Here is a 21,225-nt window from a genome sequence, read left to right as displayed (position 1 = left end):
AAAAGTTATTGAGCGGTAACGCCGGCTTGTTCGATGAGCTTCTGCGTGCGCGGAATCTCGGACTTCACAAAAGCGGCAAAGGATTCGCGCGAGCCGCCCTGAGGTTCGGCACCGGCTTCAGCCAGCTTGTCGCGCAGGCCAGGGTCGGCCAGTACTTTGTTGACGGCCCGATTAAGCGTATCGAGCACGGCCGGCGGAGTGCCTTCCGGTGCGGCCAGACCATACCAGAGGGCGATGTCATAGCCCTCGAAGCCCTGTTCGGCAATGGTCGGAATCTGGGGGGCAAGGGCCGAACGGCGCGCATTGGACATGCCCAGCGCGATCAGATTGCCGCTTTTGGCCTGGGGCAGGCCGGTCATGATGGTGTCGAAGTACATGGAGACCTGACCGCTTAGCAAGGCGGGAATCGCCTCGCCGGCGCCCTTGTACGGAATGTGCAGGATATCGATGCCGGCCACGGACTTGAGCATTTCGCCGGCCATGTGCGAGGTCGTGCCGGTGCCGAATGAGGCGTACGTCAGCTTGCCCGGATTCGCCTTGGCGTAGGCAACCATCTCGGGCAGGGTCTTGAACGGTTGCGAGGGGTTGGTCAGCAGGATGTTTGGCGTGACGGCCACCATGGACACCAGGGCAAACTTGTCGGGATCGTAGGCCAGGCGTTTCTGCAGGAATCGGTTGGTCACCAGAACGGCGGGGCCGCCCATCAGCAGGGTGTAGCCGTCGGGCTCGGAGCGGGCCACGGCGGCGCTGCCAATGGCTGCGGCCGCGCCGGGGCGGGCTTCGATCACGAAAGGTTGGCCCAGCTCCGCGGACAGCGCCGCGCCCAGTTGGCGCGAAATGAGGTCGGTGGCCGACCCTGCCTGGAATGGCACGACGATCTTGACGGGATGCTGTGGCCAGTCCTTGTCCTGAGCCGGTGCCTGGCTCGAAAAGGCCAGTGCGCAGGCGGCGAGCAGAGCGCGTAGAAAATGCGGTTTCATGGGGATCCCCTTGGTATTCATCTGCATTGATGCGTTGGGCCGTCGGCATGGCGGCCGGGATGCATTAGACCGGCCACAGGGGGAGCGGGATACTAGGTATTGTATCTATGGATCATTGGATCCAATTTATGTTAGTCTTTGGCTTGAGTGCATCCGGGCCAGCCGCTATATCATTGCGCCTTTCCATTCATTGACACGACGCCTTGCACAAGACCGCCCTGACGGCCGAAGAAGAGGCCTACCAATTTATCCAGCAGCAGATCCGCCTGGGGCAGTTTGCTCCCGGGGCGCGCCTGGTGCCGGAGAACATCGCTGGCCAGATCGGCACCAGTCGCATGCCGGTGCGCGGTGCGTTGCGCCGCCTGGCCTCCGAAGGGTTGGTAGAGATCCGAGCCAACCGTGGCGCGGTGGTGCGCGGACTGAACCGCCAGGAGATGCTGGAGGTGTTTGAAATGCGCTCGGTTCTCGAAGGCCTGGCCATGCGCAACGCAGTGTCCAATATGGCGCCAGAGCATATCCGGCGCTTGACTGGCATGCTGGATCTGATGGAGCAGGGCTACCTGGACTGGACCACCACGCACCGCGAGTTTCACGAATACCTGTGCGGCTTCTGTAAACAACCCCGTTTGCTGAGCCAGATCGCGGAGCTGCACTCCGTGGTCGAGCCCTACATGCGTTTGTGGTCGGCACAGCCTGGCAGGGCGTTGCGTGCGCGTGCTTCGCACCAGGAGTTAATCGATGCGCTCAAGACGGGCGACCCCACGCAATGCGAGGCCGCCATGCGCCAGCACGTGCTCAACACCGTCGTGGTGCTGCTCGATCCCCTGACTTGAGCCAGCACGGCGCCTTCGCGCCGCGCGATGAACGTCATTTTGCGTAGACCAGATCTCTCAGGCCCAGCGACAGACCCGGCCAATAGGTGATGATCATCAGGCAGATCAGCACCACCACCACGAAGGGGACCAGCGGCTTGATAAGCTGCTCGACCGACAGCTTGGCCACCGCACAGGCGGCAAACAGGTTCACGCCAAAGGGCGGGGTGACCATGCCCAACGCCAGGTTGACCACCATGATGACGCCGAAGTGCACGGGCTCCACGCCGAACTTTACCGCCACCGGCAGCAACAACGGGGCCAGCACGACGATGGAGGCCGAGGTCTCCACGAACATGCCGATAATGAATAGTGCGACGTTCACGCCCATCAGGAAACCGAACTTCGTGTCAAAGAGCTGCGACAGCCAGGCCCCGAGAATATCGGGGATGCCGGCGCGATTGAGCAGGAAGCTGAATACGCCCGCGTTGGCGATCAGGAACATGATCACCGCCGTGGAGACGACGGATTTGTGCAGCGTGACCGATATATCGGAGACTGTCAGGCGGCGGTAGATGAATTTACCCACGACGATGGCATAGACCACGGCGACGACCGAAGCTTCTGTCGGAGTAAAGACGCCGCCGTAGATGCCGCCCAGAATGATGACGGGCATAAGCAGGGCCAGCCAGGCGCGCTTGAAAGCCGGCCAAAGCGGCAGTCGGCCCTCGCCGTCACGCTTGCCCAGGCCGTTGCGCTTGGCGTAGAACCACACGTAAAACATCAGGGCCAGGCCGATCAGCACACCGGGCATCACACCCGCGATGAAGAGTTCTCCGGTCGACGTATCGGTCGCCACGGCAAACAGAATCATCGGGATGGAAGGGGGAATGATGACCCCCAGTTCGGCCGCGCTGGCCTGAAGCGAGGCGGCAAACGGCTTGGGATAACCGTGGCGCACCATGGCGGGAATCAGGATGGCGCCCACGGCGAAGGTGGTGGCCACGCTTGAACCCGCGACGGCCGCGAAGATCATGCAGGTCAGCACGCAGGTGCAGGCCAACCCGCCTTGCACGCCGCCCACGATACTCTTGGCGAACTCGACCATCCTCTCGGAAATGCCGCCCGTTTCCATCAGGTTGCCGGCCAGGATGAAAAACGGAATGGCGACCAGAGGATATTTGTCCAGCGCGGCAAATATCTGCTGCGCGAAAACCAGCCAGGGCAGGCCGCCCACGGAGATGCCCGTCAACGCGGCCAGGCCGATGGCGATCGCCACCGGAATCGACAGGCCGAAGAAAATCAGCATCGAAACTATCATCAACTGCGACATGGTGCTCTGCCTGAACGATTCGAAGAAATGAGAGGCGCGATCAGCCTTGTGCGTCGTTGCGCACGGGCACGTCGTCTTCCTCGTTGCGTGCCCAGCGCGCGAGGATGGCCAGGGTCGCCAGCGTGGCGCCGACCGGGATGGCCAGATAGATCCAGGAGATGGAAATATCCAGGCTTGGCACGGTCTGAAAGCGCACACGCCAGGTCATCTGACCACCTACCCAGGCCAGCACGATCATGAATGCCATGCAAATCAGAGCAATGGCGTGTTCCAACATGCGGCGGGCGCGGCCCTTGAGCGTGTTTCGCAGCAACTCGACACTGATCATCACGCCGTGGCGAAAGGCCAGTGCCACGCCCAGCAATACCGTCCAGATAAGCAACGCGCGGGTGGCAACCTCACTCCAGTCGGAGGGGGAGTGCAGCACGAAGCGCGCAATGACTTGATAGAACGCGCAGGCAGCCGAGGCCAGCAGCAAGAGCTGGGCAATGGTAGAGACCAGCTTGAACAGGCCGCGCTCGGCCGTGCAGAGCAGATGCATGATGAAAGTCCGGGCAAAAGTTGCCCGGTCCGCCCCGCGGGCGGCGGCCGGGCTGACAGGCTTACTTGGTGTCGCGGATCGCTTCGATCAGCTTCTTGTCGAACTTCTTGTAGTACTCGGGGTAGGCGGGTTCGACGGCTGCGGCAAACGCAGCACGGTCGACATCGTTGACCTGCATGCCCTCTTTCTTGAGCTGCTCGGCACCGGTTTTTTCGATGTTGTCCACGTAGGCGCGCATGGCCAGGCCGGCCTGTTTGCCTGCTTCGTCGAACTTGGCCTTATCCTCTGGCGACAGGCTGTTATAAGCATTGGCCGACATCAGTATCAACGCCGGGCCGTAGACGTGGCCGGTGAGGGATAAATACTTCTGAGTCTGCGACAGTTTGGCCGAGGTAATCACCGATAGGGGATTTTCCTGGCCGTCGATGGTGCCTTGCTGCAAGGCAGTAGCCACTTCGGGCCAGGCCATGGGCGTGGGCAAAATGCCGATCTGGCGGAAGGCGGTGATATGGATGGGGTTTTCCGTGGTACGGATCTTCAGACCCTTGGCATCGGCCGGCGTTTTCACCGGGCGGATATTATTGGTCAGGTGTCGAAAACCCTGTTCGCCCCACGCCAGTGCAACGATGCCCCGATTGGGGAACTTGGCCAGCATGTCCTGGCCCACCTTGCTGTCGAGCACGGCACGGGCATGAGGCAGGTCGCGCAGCAGGAAGGGGATGTCGAATACGCCAGTCTCGGGGACGAAGTTCAACGTAGCGCCGGTCGAGACGATGGCCAGATCCACGGTGCCGATCTGCAACCCCTCGATGACTTCGCGTTCGCCGCCCAGCGCGCTATTGGCGAATTGCTGTACCTTGTACTTGCCTTGCGTGGAGCCCTCCAGAGACTTTGCCATGGCGTCGGCGCCTGCACCGTAGTGCGAATTCGTCGACAGGGCGTAGGCCATCTTCAGGGTGTTTTCCGCAGCGGCGGGCAGGGTGACGGCAAAGGCGCAGGCCGAAACCAGGCCGGCCACGAGCCAGGACTTATGCATGGACAATCTCCGATGTGTTTTTTGTTCTTTCCATGGGTGGCGTATCGCCGCCATCCTTTTGCATGATAGCGGCATTTTTCCGCGACTCAGCCGCTCTATCCCCCAGGAATAATGATGGATTTCCCTGATAAAAAGACATCGTCCTCGAGCTGGGGCAATGCAATTCGCCTGGGATGGGCAATGTTGCGCCGTGATGCGCGCGCCGGTGAATTGCGGCTGCTGGCGCTGGCGATCGTGGTGGCGGTGGCAGCGGTGACCAGCGTGGGTTTTCTTGCCGATCGGGTCGCGCGCGCGCTCGAGCGCGATGCCGCCCAGATACTGGGCGCCGATCTGGTGCTCGAGGTCGATGCTCCTCTCGAGGCCGAGGTGATGGATCAGGCCTCTCGCCTCGGGTTGACCGTGGCGCAGACATTGCAGTTTCCCTCCATGGCCATGGCGGGCGACAGCGCTCAGTTGGTGTCGGTAAAAGCGGTCGACCCCGGTTACCCCCTGCGCGGCCGTCTGCGCGTGGCGCCGGCGCCCTTCGAAGCCGACGCGCCCGCCTCCGGGGTTCCTGCCCCCGGCACCGTGTGGGCCGATGCCCAACTCCTGGCGCTGCTTGACCTGAAAGTCGGCGATTCGCTCAAACTGGGAGAGGCCTCCTTCACCGTGGCTCGCGTACTGACGTATGAGCCGGATCGCGGCATGCAGTTCGTCAACGTGGCGCCCCGCGTCATGATGGGGCGCGGCGATCTGGCCGCGACCGGCTTGGTCGCCGCCGGCAGTCGTATTGGCTATGCATTGCTCGCCGCGGGACCGCCGCAGGCGATTGCGCAGTTCCAGAGCTGGATCGGCCAGCATCTGCAGCGTGGCCAGCGGCTTGCCACGCTGGAGTCCGGGCGCCCCGAGATGCGGCGCACGCTGGACCGCGCGCAACGCTTTCTGTCGCTGGTCGCCTTGCTCGCGGTCGTGATATCGGCGGTTGCCCTGGCGCTGGCCGCCGGGCGTTTCATGGCGCGGCACCGCGATGGCGTGGCGGTGATGCGTTGCCTGGGAGCCAGCCAGGCGTTGGTGACTCGCACGCTTTGGGTGGAGTTCGCGGTGCTGGGCGGGCTCGCCTCGGCCGCAGGGTGTCTGGCGGGCTATGGTGTGCATGGCCTGTTGGTCAGTGCGTTGGCTGGCCTGATCGAGACGCAATTGCCCGCTGCCCGGTCGCTGCCGGCTGTGCAGGGCGTGCTCACGGGCGTGCTCTTGCTGCTGGGGTTTGCGCTGCCTGCGCTGGCGCGCTTGCGCCACGTGCCGCCCGCAAGGGTGTTGCTGCGCGAAGAGACCCGCTTGCCAACTCGCGGCGCGCTGCCTTACGGGCTGGGCGCGGTGGGGCTGGCCCTGCTCATCTGGTGGGTGGCGGGCGATTTGCGCCTGGCCGCCGTGGTGGCCGGTGGATTCTTGGCGGCGTTCGCCGTTTTCGCTGCGGTGGGCGCACTTTGCGTTCAGGCTCTCGCGGGGCTGCGCTCGCGGCTAAACGGGTTGCCGGCATTGCGTTTTGCGCTCGCTGGCGTGGTCCGCCGTCGCGTGTCCACCATCACCCAGATATGCGCGTTGGCTATCGGCCTGATGGCTCTGCTGCTGTTGGCGATGACACGCGCCGATCTTGTCGATGGCTGGCGGCGAACCATCCCGCCAGATGCGCCCAACCGTTTCCTTATCAACATCCAGCCCGATCAGCGTCTGGCGGTGCAGGACCGGTTGCTCGGGCAAGGTCTGAATCAGGCTCGCCTCTGGCCCATGGTCAGAGGTCGTTTGATCGCCGTCAACGACAGGCCCGTCGGGCCGGATGACTATGACGAACCGCGCGCCAAACGTTTGGTGGATCGCGAATTCAACCTTTCCTATGCCGAGGCGGCGCCAGAGGGTAATCGCATGCAAGCAGGGCGGTGGATCGACCCGGCTGAAAACGAAGTGTCGCTGGAGGCCGGGTTGGCCAAGTCGTTGGGGTTGGCCGTCGGCGACAAACTGGACTTTGATATCGCCGGTCAGACCGTCAAAGTGGTGGTTGCCGGCACACGGCAGGTCGATTGGGATACCATGCGCGTCAATTTTTTCGCCATTCTGTCGCCGGCTGCACTGGCTGACATGCCGCAGAGCTGGATCACGTATTTTTACCTGCCGCGAGAAAAAGCCGGCCTGTTGCGCGACCTGGTGCACGAATTTCCCAATCTGACGGTATTCGACGTCGGCGCCATCCTGACTCAGTTGCAAACCGTGCTGACTGAAGTGGTCAAGGCCGTGCAGTTGCTCTTTATGTTTAGCCTGGTCGCAGGCCTGCTGGTGTTGGCCACGGCGTTGTCGGCCACCCGCGACGAGCGGGTGCGCGAGGCCGCGGTGCTCAGGGCGTTGGGCGCCACCCGGGCGCAACTGCTCCGGGCTCAGCGACTGGAGCTCCTGGCGGTGGGGGGGCTGGCCGGATTGCTGGCAGCCGCCGGCGCCACGGCAGTGGCCTGGGTGCTGTCCACCCAGGTGTTTGATTTCGCCATATCCTTGAGTCTGTGGCCCTGGTTCGTCGGAACGATGGCCGGCATGGCCGCGGCCTGGGGGGGCGGTGCGCTGGCGTTGCGCGGAGTGTTGCGCACGCCGCCTTTAGTGACTTTGCGAGAAGCATGATGACGACCACACGTGTGGAGGCGGTGTTCGAACCGCTCGATACAAGCAAGACTATTTATGAGTTGCTGGGCGGTGAGTCCGCGGTGCGCGCCCTGGTCGACCGCTTCTATGATCTGATGGATCTGGAGCCGGAGTTCACGGCCCTGCGCGCCACGCACGGCCCCAGTTTGGATGAGGCGCGCGACAAGTTGTTCTGGTTTCTTTGCGGCTATTTCGGCGGCCCGGACTACTACATTCAGCGCTTCGGCCATCCGCGCCTGCGCGCTCGCCATCTGCCGTTTTCGATAGGGCAAGCCGAGCGCGATCAATGGGTTGCCTGCATGGGCCGGGCCATGCAGGATCAAGGCATCGCGCCTCCGCTGGTTGAGCGCCTGCTGCATTCTTTTTTTGGCGTGGCCGACTGGATGCGTAACCGTGCCGGCTGATTCGTTGGCGTATCCGCGCAAGGCTTTCCGGGGCGGCGCCATGTTGTATGAAGCGGCGCGGTTGGTGCCCGACCCCGCCTTACTTGACCCGGCCAGTTATGGCGACGATGCCCACGCCGTGCAAGAGGGTGGGCGCCAGGCCGCCTGGTTCGTCCATGGTCCGGGCTGGCAGGGCGTCTTGCGCGGCTATCGGCGTGGCGGGCTGATAGCGCGCGTGTCGCGGCAGCGCTATATCTGGGCCGGAGAAGAGCAGACGCGTTGCTTTCGTGAGTTCCGTCTGCTGGCGCGTATGCAGGCCGCTGGCCTGCCGGTGCCTGCGCCGCTGGCTGCCGCCTATTGGCGCGACGGCCTGACCTATCGGGCGGCCATTCTGGTCGAGCGGCTGCCCAATGTGCGGCCGCTCGCCGCGGACCCGAGCGCACAGGCATGCGAGGCGGCCGGGCGGGCCATCGCAGCGATGCACGCCGCCGGGGTCTGGCACGCCGATCTCAATGCTTTCAATATCCTGCTCGATCCGGCCGGGCGTGCCTGGCTCATCGACTTTGATCGCGGCCGCGATGGTGGAATCTCGACCGCGCAGCGGCAGGCGAATCTACAGCGTTTGCAGCGCTCCTTGCTCAAGGTGTGCGGTGCGGCCGGGCAACAGGCCTGGGAGGCGATCTGCCTGGCCTATCGGGCCTCCGGTAGCTGAGTCGGCTCGCATCAGGTCTGCCGCGAGTCGGCCAGGCGGCAATTTCGTGCAAATTCGCCGATCCCACTGCCAGACGCTTACCAAGCCCCTGTTAAAAGGCTTTATTATTTTGCCTTTTGGCAATTGCCGAATAGGCAAGGGGTTTGCGATGAAAACCTCGGCGGGAGTGCGTGCGGCAGTAGGTCTGGCGCTGGCAGCGGCGGCGACTACGCCCGCGCTGGCGCAGAACAAGGTCGTCAATGTCTATAACTGGGCAGAATACACTGCCCCTGACACGATTCCCGGATTCGAGCGCGAATCCGGTATCAAGGTCCGCTATGACATCTACGACAACAACGATACCTTGCAGGCCAAGCTGCTGACGGGCAAGTCCGGCTATGACATCGTCGTGCCGTCGACTCACTACGCTTCGCGGCAGATCGAAGGGGGCCTGTTCCAGAAGCTGGACAAGTCCAAACTGCCTAATCTCAAGAATCTCGACCCCGACGTCATGGCCTTGGTCGCGCAGGTAGACCCGGGCAACGAGTATGCGGTGCCCTGGGGCTATGGCACCAACGGTCTGGGCTACAACGTCACCAAGGTCAAGCAGATCATGGGTGAGGACGTCGACCTGGCCAATTGGGACATGCTGTTCAAGCCCGAGAATGCCGCCAAACTGAAAGAATGCGGCATTTCCATGCTCGACGAGGCCGCCCAGGTATTCCCGGCGGTGCTGAAGTATCTGGGCAAGGATCCCAACAGCGACAAGCCCGAGGACTACAAGGCGGCGCTGGAAGTTCTGAAAAAAATCCGCCCCTACATCCGGCAGTTCAGCTCGTCGGGCTATATCGACGAACTCGCCGTGGGCGACCTGTGCATGGTGTACGGTTTTTCCGGTGACGTGATGATCGCGCGCAATCGCGCTCAGCAGGCCAAAAAGCCTTACGACATCAATTACTTCATTCCCAAGGGTGGCGCGCCGGCGTGGTTTGACTTGATGGTCATTCCGAAGGATGCGCCGCATCCCGATGAGGCGCATGCATTCATCAATTACATCGAGACGCCTCAGGTGCATGCGGCCATCACCAACACCATGTTCTACCCGAACGCCAACAAAGAGGCGCGCAAGTACGTGGTCAAGGAAGTCGCTGACAATCCCATGATCTATCCGTCGCCCGAGCTGTCCAAGTCGCTCTATGTGATCAAGGCCCAGCCCCTGCCCATTCAGCGTTTGCAGACGCGGATGTGGGCTGAACTGAAGTCAGGACGATAAATCATCATGAGCGAGGCCCGTTACACGGCACAGTACTCCGGCGATCCCGACGAGTTCGTCAAGGTCGTCGATGTGGTCAAGATTTTCGGCGACACCGTGGCGGTGCGCTCGGTCAACCTGGCCGTGCGCCGCAACGAGATTTTTGCGTTGCTGGGCAGTTCGGGCAGCGGGAAATCCACCTTGTTGCGCATGCTGGCCGGCTTCGAGGATGCCACGTCGGGACAGATCCTGCTCGACGGCGAGGACATCACCGCCGTGCCGCCGTACCGGCGGCCGGTGAACATGATGTTTCAGTCGTACGCGCTTTTCCCGCACATGACGGTCGAGGCGAATGTCGCGTTTGGCCTCAAGCAGGAGGGCGTGGATCGCGCTGAAATCCACGATCGCGTCTTCGAAGCCCTGAATCTGGTGCAGATGGCGGGTTATTCGCGCCGAAAACCGCATCAGTTGTCGGGCGGTCAGCAGCAGCGCGTCGCACTGGCGCGCAGCCTGGTCAAGCGCCCCAAGCTTCTCTTGCTCGACGAGCCCATGTCGGCCCTGGACAAGCAGATCCGTCAGAAGACGCAGATCGAACTGGTCAAAATCCTGGAGCAGGTCGGTGTGACGTGCATCATGGTCACGCATGACCAGGAAGAGGCCATGACGATGGCCCACCGTTTGGCCGTCATGACCGAAGGGCAGATCGTGCAATGCGGCACCCCCCAGGATGTCTACAACTTCCCGAACTCCCAGTTCGTGGCGGGTTTCATCGGTACGACCAATCTGTTTACCGGCACGATCGTCGTCGATGAGCCGGACCACGTTGCCATCGAAAGCGAGGAACTCACGCGTCCCTTGTTCGTCAACCACGGCGTGAGCGAGCCGCTCGGCATGCAAGTGCACGTGTCGATCCGGCCCGAACGGCTGGTCGTCTCGCGCGAGCAACCCGAAGGCGAGTACAACTGGGCGCATGGCATGGTGACGCACATGGCCTGGATGGGCAGTTATGGCCTCTACCAGATTCGTCTGGATTCGGGCAAAACGGTCGAAGCCAGCGTGGCCAGCCTGTTGTTGTCCAACATGGACGCGCCCGGCATAGACGAAGAAATCTTCGTCAGTTGGGATGCCGACAGCGCGACGGTGTTGTCATCATGAGGCGGCTGCGGCTGCCCTCAGGCCGCAGACTGGCCATCGTGCCTCCCTTTGTGTGGCTGGTGGTCTTTCTGCTTGTCCCGTTTCTGCTGGTTTTGAAAATCAGCGTCGCCGAATTGCAGTTCGGTATCCCACCCTATACACCTTTTGCCGAAATCAAGGACGAAGCGGTCCAGTTCAGTCTGCATCTGCGTGGGTACATCCTGCTCTTTACCGACAGTCTGTATGTTGCCACCTACCTGAACTCGGTCAAGATGGCGGCCATCACGACGCTTTGCTGCATCCTGATCGGCTACCCGATGGCGTATTACATCGCCCGCAGCGCGCCGCGTCACCGCAATCTGCTCTTGTTGGGCGTGATTCTGCCTTTTTGGACGTCGCTGTTGCTGCGCGTCTATGCATGGGTTGGAATCCTGCGCAACGACGGCCTGTTGAACAAGCTATTGATGGGCCTTGGGCTGACCTCCGCTCCGCTGGAGATTTATCGCACCGATCTGGCGGTCTACATTGGCATGGTCTATGCCTATCTGCCTTTTTTCATTCTGCCGTTGTATGCCAATCTCGTAAAAATGGACCTCAGGCTGCTGGAGGCCGCCTACGACCTCGGCGCGCGTCCGTGGCAGGCCTTCTGGCGCATCACGGTGCCGCTGTCCCGGCCTGGCGTCATTGCCGGCGCCATGTTGGTCTTCATCCCTGCCGTGGGCGAGTACGTCATTCCCGAGATGCTGGGCGGCGCTGACACCCTGATGATGGGCCGCGTGATGTGGAACGAGTTCTTCAACAACACCGACTGGCCCATGGCATCGGCCGTGACCTGCGTGATGGTGCTCTTGCTGCTCGTGCCGCTGGCGCTGTTCCAGTACAACCAGGTCAAGCAACAGGAAGCCGTCAACGGGGGCAAAGCATGAAGGGGCCAAATAAAACGCTGCGTAATGTGGCGCTGGGCGTGGGCTATCTCTTCCTCTACGTACCCATACTGAGCCTGATGGTGTTTTCCTTCAATGAGTCGCCCGTGGTCACCTCCTGGACCGCGTTCTCCTTCCGTTGGTATGGGTCGCTGTTCCACGATGAGGCTTTGTTGCGCGCGGCGTGGTTGTCGTTCAAGATCGCGGCGCTGACTGCGACGGCTGCCACGATCATTGGTACGTGGGCGGGTTACGTGCTCGCGCGCATGGGGCGCTTCAAGGGATTTGGGCTCTATGTGGGTATGCTCAGCGCGCCATTGGTCATTCCTGAGGTGGTGTTGGGGATCTCCCTGCTGCTCATGTTTGTCGAAATGCGCGGCACTCTAAGCTGGCCGGCGCAAAACGGGATATTCACCATCTGGGTCGGCCATGTGACCCTGTGCATGGCTTTCGTCGCCGTGGTGATCCAGTCGCGTATCCGTGACATGGACCGCTCGCTGGAAGAGGCCGCGCTCGATCTTGGGGCCACGCCCATCCGGGTTTTCTTCGCCATCACCCTGCCGCTCATCGCGCCGGCGCTGGCCTCGGCATGGTTGCTGTCTTTCACGTTGTCGCTCGATGACGTCGTGCTGGCTTCCTTCTTGTCGGGGCCAGGCTATTCCACGTTGCCCATGGAAGTCTTCTCGCGCGTACGCCTGGGGCTCAAGCCCGAGGTCAATGCGCTGGCCACATTGTTCATTCTGGCCGTAGGCACCTGCGTCATCATCGCCAATCGTATGCAAGCCCGTCGGGAGATAACGACATGACGACTACACTTTATGGCCTGAATAAATGCAGCACCTGCGTCAAGGCACGCGAATGGCTCAAGGCGCATGGCGTCAAGCATGAGTTCGTCGATTATCGGGATCATCCGGTGCCTGCTGACACGCTCAAGGCCTGGGCTGAGCAACTCGGTGGATGGGACAAGCTCGTCAATCGCAGCTCCATGACCTGGCGTGCCCTGACCGAGGAGCAGAAGGCGGCCGCGACGCCTGCTCAATGGACGCGGCTGATTGCCGAATACCCGGCGTTGGTTCGTCGGCCGGTAACCGTGACCCCGGACGGTGAGATCAGCGTCGGTTTTTCCGAAAAGCGTTACACCGAACGCTTTGCCTGACATGGCCGGTGGCGTCGACGATCTGGCGCCGCTGCCAGACAGTTTCTTCGATCGCGATGCGGCCACGTTGGCCCGCGATCTGTTGGGTAAGATCCTGCGGCGGCGCTGGGGTAGCCTGTGGCTGTCTGCGCGCATCATCGAAACCGAGGCCTATTATCTGACCGACAAAGGCAGCCACGCTTCGCTGGGATATACGCACAAGCGGCGCGCGCTTTTCATGGGCGGTGGCACCATTTATATGTACTACGCTCGTGGCAGCGACTCATTGAATTTCAGCGCGCGCGGGCAGGGCAATGCCGTACTCATCAAATCGGCCTTCCCATGGCTTGACGCGGTCTCGGGGGCCCAATCGCTGCGGGCTATGCAGGCGCTCAATCCCGATAGCCAGGGCAGGATGCGCGCGCCCGAGAAGCTTTGCGCCGGGCAGACGTTGCTGTGTCGTTCGTTGGGGCTGAAGGTGCCCGAGTGGGATGCACAGGGTTTCGACCCCGACGTTTTCTTTGTGCATGATGCCGGCGTGGCGGTACCCACCATCGTGCGAACCACGCGGCTGGGCATACCGGCCGGGCGTGACGAACATTTACCCTATCGCTTCGTTGACCCGGCTTACGCAGCCTTCTGCACGCGTAACCCCTTGAGGCGGGGCCAGCAGGCGGGCAAAGATTATGAGTGGATCGACGGGCAGGGTGCCGTGCTGCCCGCCGGCTGATCAATCATCAAGCGGCGCAGGCAGTTTGGCCCGCATTTCTGCGTACTTCTTCATGATGCGGCGGCGGTTCAGGCGCTGGTTCCAGGCGTACACCGGAATGAGCGGTACCACGCCGAAGCCATCGACGAGATAAAGGCCCTGCCGGCCATCGGCGTTGTAACCCACGGCAATATTGGCCGAAGAGAGGTCATGCAGAATCACATGCGCCTGCGCCAGATCGTCGATCATCTGATCCAATTGCCGGGCTATCTGGCGGGTATAGCGCCCTTGCTTGACCAGGTCCCGCAAGGTGGGGGCCATCTCGCCCTGCGCGTTGCGGATCTTCTCGGCCAGCAGTCCCAGCCCTAGATTGGTTTGCGACACGCCCAGGATACGCGCCAATGGCAAATGCCAGACGCCAGACGGGCGCGTCGCGCTGGTGACATATTCGCTGAATTCGTTCAGGTAAACGCGATAAGCACTTTCTCGCTGAAACTGTTTATACCAGCGCTTCAAGGGACGTTTGGCCAGATAAACGCCACGCGCCTGCATGTCCATGACTTTGACAAGCAGACAGGCGTCATGCGGGTGCTCGAAGACATAACGGTCACCGCCATGCGCCAGCAGAGTGGCGTGGCTCAGATCGATGGGGCCGAAGATGTCCTGGAAATGAGACTCTCCGGCCCGAGGCAGGGAGAGGTTTTGCGGTATGAGAAGCATGCAGCCAGGCGCCATGGAGGGCGCCTATCAGTATCTTTGTGTGATCTTAGTGCCAAGTCGCTTAATGAGAGTTGATAATTTAATTAATAAGTTTCTAGGTGTTTCAGAATTGGGTAAATGATTTTTGTTTTATTGGTCAGATATATTTCCGGGAATGTCATGCCGATGGCTGACCCCATTTTTCTATAATATTTTTTTGCTGGGGGAAGCCGTGGTTCTGACAGAAATACTCTTGTGGATGGCAGCGGGCGCTGCCGGGCTGGCGGCGCTGCTGACACTGTGGCTGTGCCTGCGGCCGGCAGCCAGCCGCGCCCACCTCGATGGCCTGTACGAAGCGGTGGAGCGTCTGGAGCGCGGCTTGCGGGCCGATCTCGCACAGACGCAAAGCGACAACCGACGCGAAGCCGCGGAGTCGTTGGCGCGCTTTGGCACCCAGTTTGGTGAGCGGCTGCAGGGGCTGGTGGAGATCAACGACCGGCGCATGCTGGAGATCCGCAACACGGTAGACCAGCGCCTGCAGACGCTGCAGGCCGACAACGCAGCGCGCTTGGAAGACATGCGGCGCACCGTGGATGAAAAATTGCACGCCACGCTCGAGCAGCGCCTGGGCGAATCCTTCCGCCTGGTGTCCGAACGTCTGGAGGCCGTGCATAAGGGTTTGGGCGAAATGCAGACGCTGGCCGCCGGCGTCGGAGATCTCAAGCGCGTGCTCACCAACGTCAAGTCCCGCGGTACATGGGGCGAGGTGCAACTGGCTCGTCTCATTGAGGACAGCATGACGGCCGACCAATACGCGCGCAACATAAAACCGGTGCCAGGCAGCGACGCCATCGTTGAGTTTGCCATCCGATTGCCAGGCGGCGAAGCCGGTCCGGTCTGGTTGCCCATCGATGCCAAGTTTCCCAAAGAGGAGTACGAACGCTTGCAGTTGGCGCAGGATGCGGCGGATCACGAAGCGGCGCGTGTGGCTGGCGCCGCGCTGGTGCGCGCGGTGGAGGCCCAGGCCCGCCTGATCGCAGAGAAGTATGTCGCTCCGCCCCATACCACCGATTTCGCCATCATGTTTCTTCCTACTGAAGGCTTGTACGCCGAAGTGCTGCGACAGCCTGGCCTGGTCGACAAACTGCAGGCGTTGCGCGTGAATGTGGCCGGCCCGACCAACCTCGCCGCGCTGCTTAACAGTTTGCAGATGGGTTTTCGTACTCTGGCCATCGAGCGGCGTTCCTCTGAGGTCTGGCAAGTACTGCGTGCCGTCAAAACCGAGTTCGGCAAGTTCGGCGAGTCGCTGGCCAGCGTAAAAAAATCGCTGGATACGGCCAGCAACAAGATCGGGCAGACGGAGACCCGTACCCGGGTCATGCTGCGCAATCTGAACGCGGTCGAGGCGCTGCCGGGCGAGCAGGCCGAACGCCTGCTGGGCGACGAAACCGATACACTGGATCCAGCTGCGCAACGCTGATGCGGCGTTCGTGGCGCCATCGGGAGACATCATGCAGCCCTTCGCCACGCACCAAGTCACGAACCAGGTCGCTCCGCTCGAGGACTACTCGCTGTTTGACACGGACCAGGCACTCAAGCAGTGGCTGGTGCGTCTGGGGATCCCGACTGTCGAACTCGCCGAGCATGGCGCCTGGTTGGGACGTGCGCACACCCTGAAGGCGGGAGAACTCGCCAACACTCATCCGCCTGCGCTGCACACCTACGATCCTGCCGGGCATCGTATTGATCACGTCGAGTTTCATCCGGCATGGGACGCGCTCATGCGGGGGGCCTGAACGCGCGGCCTGCATTGTCAGCCCTGGGTGCAGACAGGATCTGCCACGCATATCAGCCGGGCGGCCGGTTTCTACCTGCAGGGTAAGGTGGAGGCGGGAACCCTGTGTCCCATCACGATGACCCACGCAGCGATTCCTTTGCTGTTGCGTGAACCCGGCGGGGCGATTGATTATGCCCGTGACTGGTTGCCCCGGCTGATGAGCCGCGATTACGACGGTACAGATGCGCCCTTGACCTCCAAGCGAAGCGTCATGCTGGGCATGGGCCTGACGGAAAAGCAGGGCGGCTCCGATTTGAGAGCCATCACGACCGAGGCCCGGCCGTTGGGTCAGCCAGGGCGTGGGCAGCCGTACTCGCTGGTGGGTCATAAATGGTTTTTTTCGGTGCCCCAGGCCGATGCGCATCTGGTGCTGGCCCGCGCGGACGACGGCATCGGCTGTTTTTTCATGCCACGCTGGATCCCGAACGGGCCACGCAATGCCATCCGACTGCGGCGCCTGAAGGACAAGCTTGGCAATCGTAGCAACGCCAGCGCAGAGGCCGAGTTCGAGCAGGCCTGGGCGGTGATGCTGGGTGAGCCTGGCAAGGGGTTGGCCGTATTGCTCGAAATGGCCGCCACCACCCGCCTGGATTGTGTGTTGGGCAGCGCGGCGCTGCTCAGGCAGGGGCTGGTACAGGCGTTGCACCATGCCCAGCATCGTCGCGCATTTGGCCAGCGGTTGGTCGAGCAGCCGGTGATGCGGGCGGTACTGGCGGATCTCGCTCTCGAGAGCGAGGCGGCTATGTTGCTGGGCATGTGCCTGGCGCATGCCATGGATGCGGACGAGCGCACCTTGCTGCGGGTGGTCACGCCGGCGGCCAAGTTATGGGTGTGCAAGCGCGCCTGCACAGCGCTGGCCGAATCCATGGAGGTACTGGGCGGTAATGGTTATGTGGAGGAGGGGCCTTTGGCTCGACTCTATCGGGAGGCTCCGGTCAACGCCATCTGGGAAGGATCGGGCAATGTGATGGCGCTCGATGTGCTGCGCGCGCTGGGCCGCGAGCCGCAGGCGCTGGCGCGGCTGGGCGAGGATCTGAAACTGGCCGCTGGCCTGGACGCGCGCTACGATCGTGCCGTCGAATCATGGCTGATATCGGCCGCGCAGCCTGGCCAGGAGCAGGCGCGGGCCTTGGCGGCCGGTCTGGCGCGGCTTATGCAGGCAGGTCTCATGCTGCGCCACGCCCCGCAGCCGCTGGGGCAGGCATTTGTCGCCACCCGGCTGAGGCCAGGGTTGTATGGTGAACACCTGTCAGAACCTGCCATAGCGGCCATCCTGGCCCGTGCCTGGCCAGGTATCTGCTAAATTTCCGTCTGCATCCTCCTTCCTGGCGCATCGCGCCCGCCTCATCATGCTTACTCAGCAACAGCTCAAACAACAGGCCGCGGAAGCGGCACTCGAATTCGTCGAGCAGGTCGCCGGCCCCGATGTGGTCATCGGTGTCGGAACCGGTTCGACCGCCGACCTTTTCATCGACGGTCTGGCACGGTTTGCCGGACGCATCCGCGGCACGGTCGCCAGCTCTGAGCGCAGTGCTCAGCGCCTGGCCAGTCATGGCCTTGCCGTGCTCGATCTGAACGACGTCGATACCATGCCGCTGTACATCGATGGCGCCGACGAGATCGATGCCAATCTGCATATGATCAAAGGCGGTGGTGGCGCGCTCACGCGCGAGAAAATCGTCGCCTCGGTGGCCGAGCGTTTCATCTGCATAGCCGATGAGTCCAAGCTGGTCGAACGCATGGGAGCCTTTGCGTTGCCCATTGAGGTCATTCCGATGGCCCGTGAAGCCGTGGCGCGTCGTCTGGCTGCATTGGGCGGTCAGCCTCGTCTGCGCGAGGGCTTCGTGACCGATAACGGTAACGTGATTCTCGATATTGCCGGTCTGAGCATCACCGATGCGCCGGGCCTGGAAGCCCGCGTCAACAATATGCCCGGTGTCGTGACCTGCGGCCTGTTTGCGCTGCCCGGCGCGGATGTGGCATTGCTTGCCACCCAGAACGGTATCCGCCGCCTGGGCCGTTGATCCGTGATGCCACCGCCTTGCCCTGGCAGGGCGGTGGCATTCATAATCCTGTCACACTCAGGTCATAACCTTGCGGGTCGGCAGGTCCCCCGCGTCATTCGAGCGCTCAAAGGGGGGCGCAGTCATGAGACCACAATCGCAGGGAGTCCGGATGACGGAGCACACCAATAAACAGTTCGACGCCGACCTGGGCGCCGTCCGTTCGCAGTTTCTGCAAATGGGTGGAGTGGTCGAGGCCATGATCCACGAGGCGATAGAAGCCATGGCGACCGGGGATATGAGCCTGGTCGAAAAAGTCCGCGAGCGCGAAAAAGAGGTCAACCGCCACGAGGTGGAGATCGATGAGCGCATCAGCCTGATTCTGGCCCGGCATCAGCCCACCGCCATCGATCTGCGCACGCTGCTGGCCGTGTCCAAGATGCTCACCGACATGGAGCGCTCGGGTGATGAGGCAGAAAAAATCGCCACCGCCGTACGCCGCATGTATGACGCTTCGCAGCAGCAGATTCCGCTGATCGAGTTGCGTCACATGTCGGTCAATGTTGGCAACATGCTGCATCAGGCGCTGGATGCGTTCGCCCGTCTGGATCCCATTCTTGCGGCGCAGGTGGTGCGCAACGACAAGGAAGTGGACAAGGAATGGAAGGCCGCGCTACGTAACCTGATTACCTACATGATGGAAGACCCGCGCACGATCTCGCGAGCGATCGACATGGTGTTCATCGCCCGCGCGCTCGAACGTATCGGCGACCATGCCAAAAACATGGCTGAACGCGTGATTTATATGGTCAAAGGCGCCGATGTGCGCCACACCGGCGTCAAAAACACCGAACGTCTGGCTCGTGGCGAAGACGCCGAACCCAAATCTGCGGTTGGCACCGACGAGCAGCAGGCGGGATGATCCCGGCGCTGGCGCGCCGGGCGTCGGGTGGTTGACGCGGCCGAACTCGGCACGCGACGCAACACAAGCCCAACGGCCCCAGTCCGGTTCTGTACCGGCCTGGGGCCTTTTGATGTGGGCCTGTTGAGGTGATAGGCCGCCTGAGCGCGTATCCATTGGCCATGTAAAAAACCCCCGAAGGGTGGATCTCGTCCAGCATTCGGGGGTTTTTTACAGGGTGCCTTACGGCGCGCGCCTGCGGCGCCCGGAGCACGCGAGGCGGGTATCAGGCCGAAGGCGGCACATATCCCTGGGCTTCGACCGTACCGTCTTCGAACAGGAAGCGTTCCATCTGCTGCTGCAGATACTTGCGCGCACGAGCATCGGCCAGATTCAGGCGGTTTTCATTGACCAGGCGCGTCTGGACCTGTTTCCACTCTTCCCAGGCTTCCTTGGAAATTTCGCGCCAGATACGGGCACCCAGTTCGCCCGGATAGGGCGGAAAGTCCAGACCTTCGGTATCGCGCTTGAGTTTTACACAGTGGATGGTACGAGCCATTTTTCTGCTGCCGAATAGTTTTGAATGGCCCATTTTAACGGGCTTGGGGCATGATGCGGCGGCAATAGACCCTGTTTCAGGCAGGGTCTATTGCTTCGCTCAGAGCTTTTTGATGAAGATGAGGCTGTTGCGCGACCGGTTGTAGTGTTGCTGTTTGTCCACCGGCAAGTCGGCGATGCCTCCTTGGACGAAGCCGCGCTTGATGAACCAGTGCGAGGTGCGGGTCGTGAGCACGAACAGCCGCTTCATGCCCATGCTGCGGGCGCGGGACTCCATGTGGCGCAGCAATATTTCGCCTTCCCCCGAGCTTTGCCATTCCGGATGGACAATCAGGCAGGCCATCTCGGCCATGTTGTCCTTGGGGTAGGGGTAGATGGCGGCGCATCCGTAGATGATGCCGTCGTGCTCCAGCACGGTGAAATGCTCGACGTCGCGCTCGATCACGCCGCGCGGCCGGGGCACCAGCGTGCCGTCGGCTTCCAGCGGTTCGATCAGGCTCAGGATCGCGCCGACATCGTCGAGTGTGGCCGCTCGCAGATCGTCCAGCGTGTCTTCTACCACCATGGTGCCCACGCCGTCGTGCGTAAAAATTTCCAGCAGTACGCTGCCATCCAGGCAGTAAGGCACCACGTGGGCGCGCGCCACGCCACGTTTGACGGCCAGCGAAGCCGGGCGCAGGAAGAAGGCGGTGTCTTCGTCCAACTGGCCAGCGGCCAGAAGCGCGTCGGCGTCGGCGCGCGCCAGTTCTGTATCGACGGTGCCGTCTTCGTTGAGCACGCCGGGCGAACTGGACAGGAAGATGAGTTTCTCGGCGCGCAGGCCCACGGCCACACTGGTGGCCAGGTCCTCCATGGCGAGATTGAAAGCCTCTCCGGTGGGCGAGAAGCCCAGAGGCGAGAGCAGTACCATCGAGCCGCGTTCGATGGCGAACTTCAGCGCATCGACGTCGATCTTGCGCACGTGCCCGGTGTGTTTGTAATCCACGCCGTCAAGCACGCCGGCGGGCCGCGCAGTGACGAAATTGCCGGAGATCACGCGGACATGGGCATTGGACATAGGCGTATTGGGCAGCCCCTGACTGAACGCTGCTTCGATATCCAGGCGGATTTCGCCAGCCGCTTCCTTGGCACATTCGAGTGCGGCGGCATCGGTGGGCTCCATGCCACGGCCGAATTGCTGGCTGTATCCCTTGAGCCGCAATTGTTCATTGACCTGGGGCCGCGATCCGTGCACCAGCACCAGCCGGATACCCAGCGCCGATAGCAACGACAAATCCTGCACCAAGGTGTTCAGCGCACCGGCCTGGACCAGCTCGCCGCCAAACGCCACCACGAACGTCTTGCCTCGAAAGGCATGCACATAAGGCGCCACGTCTCGGAACCATCGCACGAACTGCGCGGGGGCGAATTCGGGCGCTTCAAGGGCGGAGACGGTGTCGGCTTCCAGGTCGGGCATGATGGGGGTATTCAATCAGAGAAAGTGTCGGCGCACCGCCGGGCGGTGTGGCAGGCCGCAAGGCGGCTGCCGAAATTATAGGCCGCGACCGGCCCGCCGCGGCCGCATCCGGGCACGGAAAATCTGTGCGTGAAGGTAAGCCGGCCTGGGCAAATTTATAATGCGGGCTCAAAGGATCCAG

20 protein-coding genes and 1 pseudogene are annotated in these 21,225 nt (G+C 62.1%); 14 read left to right on the top strand and 7 right to left on the bottom strand.

Annotated features, from left to right (window positions below; genetic code table 11):
* Positions 1-5: 5 nt before the first annotated feature.
* Positions 6-980 (bottom strand): Bug family tripartite tricarboxylate transporter substrate binding protein, encoded by a 975-nt coding sequence (locus LK440_RS11485; protein WP_005012523.1) that lies wholly within the window; start codon positions 978-980, stop codon positions 6-8.
* Positions 981-1,183: 203 nt separating this feature from the next.
* On the opposite strand from LK440_RS11485, the gene LK440_RS11480 reads away from it, so the two are divergent.
* Complete coding sequence (locus LK440_RS11480) at positions 1,184-1,813, top strand: GntR family transcriptional regulator (protein WP_005012524.1); 630 nt, start codon at positions 1,184-1,186, stop codon at positions 1,811-1,813.
* Positions 1,814-1,847: 34 nt separating this feature from the next.
* Here LK440_RS11480 and LK440_RS11475 read toward each other — a convergent pair whose 3' ends face one another.
* From LK440_RS11475 to LK440_RS11465, 3 genes are all read right to left on the bottom strand, one after another.
* Positions 1,848-3,125 (bottom strand): TRAP transporter large permease, encoded by a 1,278-nt coding sequence (locus LK440_RS11475; RefSeq protein WP_005012526.1) that lies wholly within the window; start codon positions 3,123-3,125, stop codon positions 1,848-1,850.
* Between the two features lie 40 nt (positions 3,126-3,165).
* Positions 3,166-3,666 (bottom strand): TRAP transporter small permease, encoded by a 501-nt coding sequence (locus tag LK440_RS11470; RefSeq protein ID WP_005012527.1) that lies wholly within the window; start codon positions 3,664-3,666, stop codon positions 3,166-3,168.
* A gap of 61 nt (positions 3,667-3,727) precedes the next feature.
* Complete coding sequence (locus LK440_RS11465) at positions 3,728-4,702, bottom strand: TRAP transporter substrate-binding protein (RefSeq protein ID WP_005012529.1); 975 nt, start codon at positions 4,700-4,702, stop codon at positions 3,728-3,730.
* A gap of 111 nt (positions 4,703-4,813) precedes the next feature.
* On the opposite strand from LK440_RS11465, the gene LK440_RS11460 reads away from it, so the two are divergent.
* The 9 genes from LK440_RS11460 (at position 4,814) to LK440_RS11420 (ending at position 13,611) form a co-directional block, all read left to right on the top strand.
* Complete coding sequence (locus LK440_RS11460; RefSeq protein WP_026087888.1) at positions 4,814-7,342, top strand: ABC transporter permease; 2,529 nt, start codon at positions 4,814-4,816, stop codon at positions 7,340-7,342.
* Positions 7,342-7,767, top strand: coding sequence for a group II truncated hemoglobin (locus tag LK440_RS11455; protein ID WP_005012536.1), 426 nt, complete (start codon positions 7,342-7,344; stop codon positions 7,765-7,767). The genes LK440_RS11460 and LK440_RS11455 overlap by 1 nt, the downstream gene beginning before the upstream one ends.
* Positions 7,757-8,458, top strand: coding sequence for a 3-deoxy-D-manno-octulosonic acid kinase (locus LK440_RS11450; protein WP_005012541.1), 702 nt, complete (start codon positions 7,757-7,759; stop codon positions 8,456-8,458). The genes LK440_RS11455 and LK440_RS11450 overlap by 11 nt, the downstream gene beginning before the upstream one ends.
* Positions 8,459-8,606: 148 nt before the next feature.
* Positions 8,607-9,710, top strand: coding sequence for a polyamine ABC transporter substrate-binding protein (locus LK440_RS11445; RefSeq protein ID WP_005012543.1), 1,104 nt, complete (start codon positions 8,607-8,609; stop codon positions 9,708-9,710).
* A gap of 6 nt (positions 9,711-9,716) precedes the next feature.
* Entirely contained in the window at positions 9,717-10,844 is a 1,128-nt protein-coding gene (locus LK440_RS11440; RefSeq protein ID WP_005012548.1) for an ABC transporter ATP-binding protein, read from the top strand.
* Positions 10,841-11,749 (top strand): ABC transporter permease subunit, encoded by a 909-nt coding sequence (locus LK440_RS11435; RefSeq protein ID WP_017685678.1) that lies wholly within the window; start codon positions 10,841-10,843, stop codon positions 11,747-11,749. The genes LK440_RS11440 and LK440_RS11435 overlap by 4 nt, the downstream gene beginning before the upstream one ends.
* A complete protein-coding gene (locus tag LK440_RS11430) occupies positions 11,746-12,552 on the top strand; it encodes an ABC transporter permease subunit (protein WP_005012551.1) in 807 nt (268 codons plus the stop codon). Before LK440_RS11435 ends, LK440_RS11430 begins: the two co-directional genes overlap by 4 nt.
* On the top strand, positions 12,549-12,902 hold the full coding sequence (locus LK440_RS11425; protein ID WP_005012552.1) for an arsenate reductase: 354 nt from the start codon (positions 12,549-12,551) through the stop codon (positions 12,900-12,902). The genes LK440_RS11430 and LK440_RS11425 overlap by 4 nt, the downstream gene beginning before the upstream one ends.
* Position 12,903: 1 nt before the next feature.
* Complete coding sequence (locus tag LK440_RS11420) at positions 12,904-13,611, top strand: DNA-3-methyladenine glycosylase (protein ID WP_005012554.1); 708 nt, start codon at positions 12,904-12,906, stop codon at positions 13,609-13,611.
* Here LK440_RS11420 and LK440_RS11415 read toward each other — a convergent pair whose 3' ends face one another.
* Positions 13,612-14,325: a PhoP regulatory network YrbL family protein gene (locus LK440_RS11415; protein WP_005012556.1), complete on the bottom strand. Its 714-nt coding sequence runs from the start codon at positions 14,323-14,325 to the stop codon at positions 13,612-13,614.
* A gap of 223 nt (positions 14,326-14,548) precedes the next feature.
* Between LK440_RS11415 and LK440_RS11410 the strand changes: the two genes are divergently transcribed.
* The 4 genes and pseudogenes from LK440_RS11410 (at position 14,549) to phoU (ending at position 19,051) form a co-directional block, all read left to right on the top strand.
* The gene (locus tag LK440_RS11410; protein WP_370510761.1) at positions 14,549-15,769 is read left to right on the top strand and encodes a DNA recombination protein RmuC; all 1,221 of its coding nucleotides are present in this window, start codon (positions 14,549-14,551) and stop codon (positions 15,767-15,769) included.
* A 31-nt stretch (positions 15,770-15,800) separates the two neighbouring features.
* Positions 15,801-17,429, top strand: a pseudogene (locus LK440_RS11405) (isovaleryl-CoA dehydrogenase).
* Positions 17,430-17,475: 46 nt separating this feature from the next.
* Positions 17,476-18,150 (top strand): ribose-5-phosphate isomerase RpiA, encoded by a 675-nt coding sequence (gene rpiA / locus LK440_RS11400; RefSeq protein WP_005012560.1) that lies wholly within the window; start codon positions 17,476-17,478, stop codon positions 18,148-18,150.
* Between the two features lie 151 nt (positions 18,151-18,301).
* Entirely contained in the window at positions 18,302-19,051 is a 750-nt protein-coding gene (gene phoU / locus LK440_RS11395; protein WP_005012561.1) for a phosphate signaling complex protein PhoU, read from the top strand.
* 265 nt (positions 19,052-19,316) lie between these two features.
* Here the strand turns inward: phoU and LK440_RS11390 are convergent, their stop codons facing one another.
* Both LK440_RS11390 and argA read right to left on the bottom strand, forming a co-directional pair.
* Complete coding sequence (locus LK440_RS11390) at positions 19,317-19,589, bottom strand: oxidative damage protection protein (protein ID WP_005012563.1); 273 nt, start codon at positions 19,587-19,589, stop codon at positions 19,317-19,319.
* 99 nt (positions 19,590-19,688) lie between these two features.
* Positions 19,689-21,044, bottom strand: a complete 1,356-nt coding sequence (gene argA / locus LK440_RS11385) for an amino-acid N-acetyltransferase (RefSeq protein ID WP_005019011.1) — start codon at positions 21,042-21,044, stop codon at positions 19,689-19,691.
* Positions 21,045-21,225 lie beyond the last annotated feature (181 nt).

The sequence above is a fragment of the Bordetella holmesii genome (genome assembly GCF_020735985.1).
Taxonomy (GTDB): Bacteria; Pseudomonadota; Gammaproteobacteria; order Burkholderiales; family Burkholderiaceae_B; genus Bordetella; species Bordetella holmesii.
This window is presented reverse-complemented; position numbering and strand designations above follow the sequence as displayed.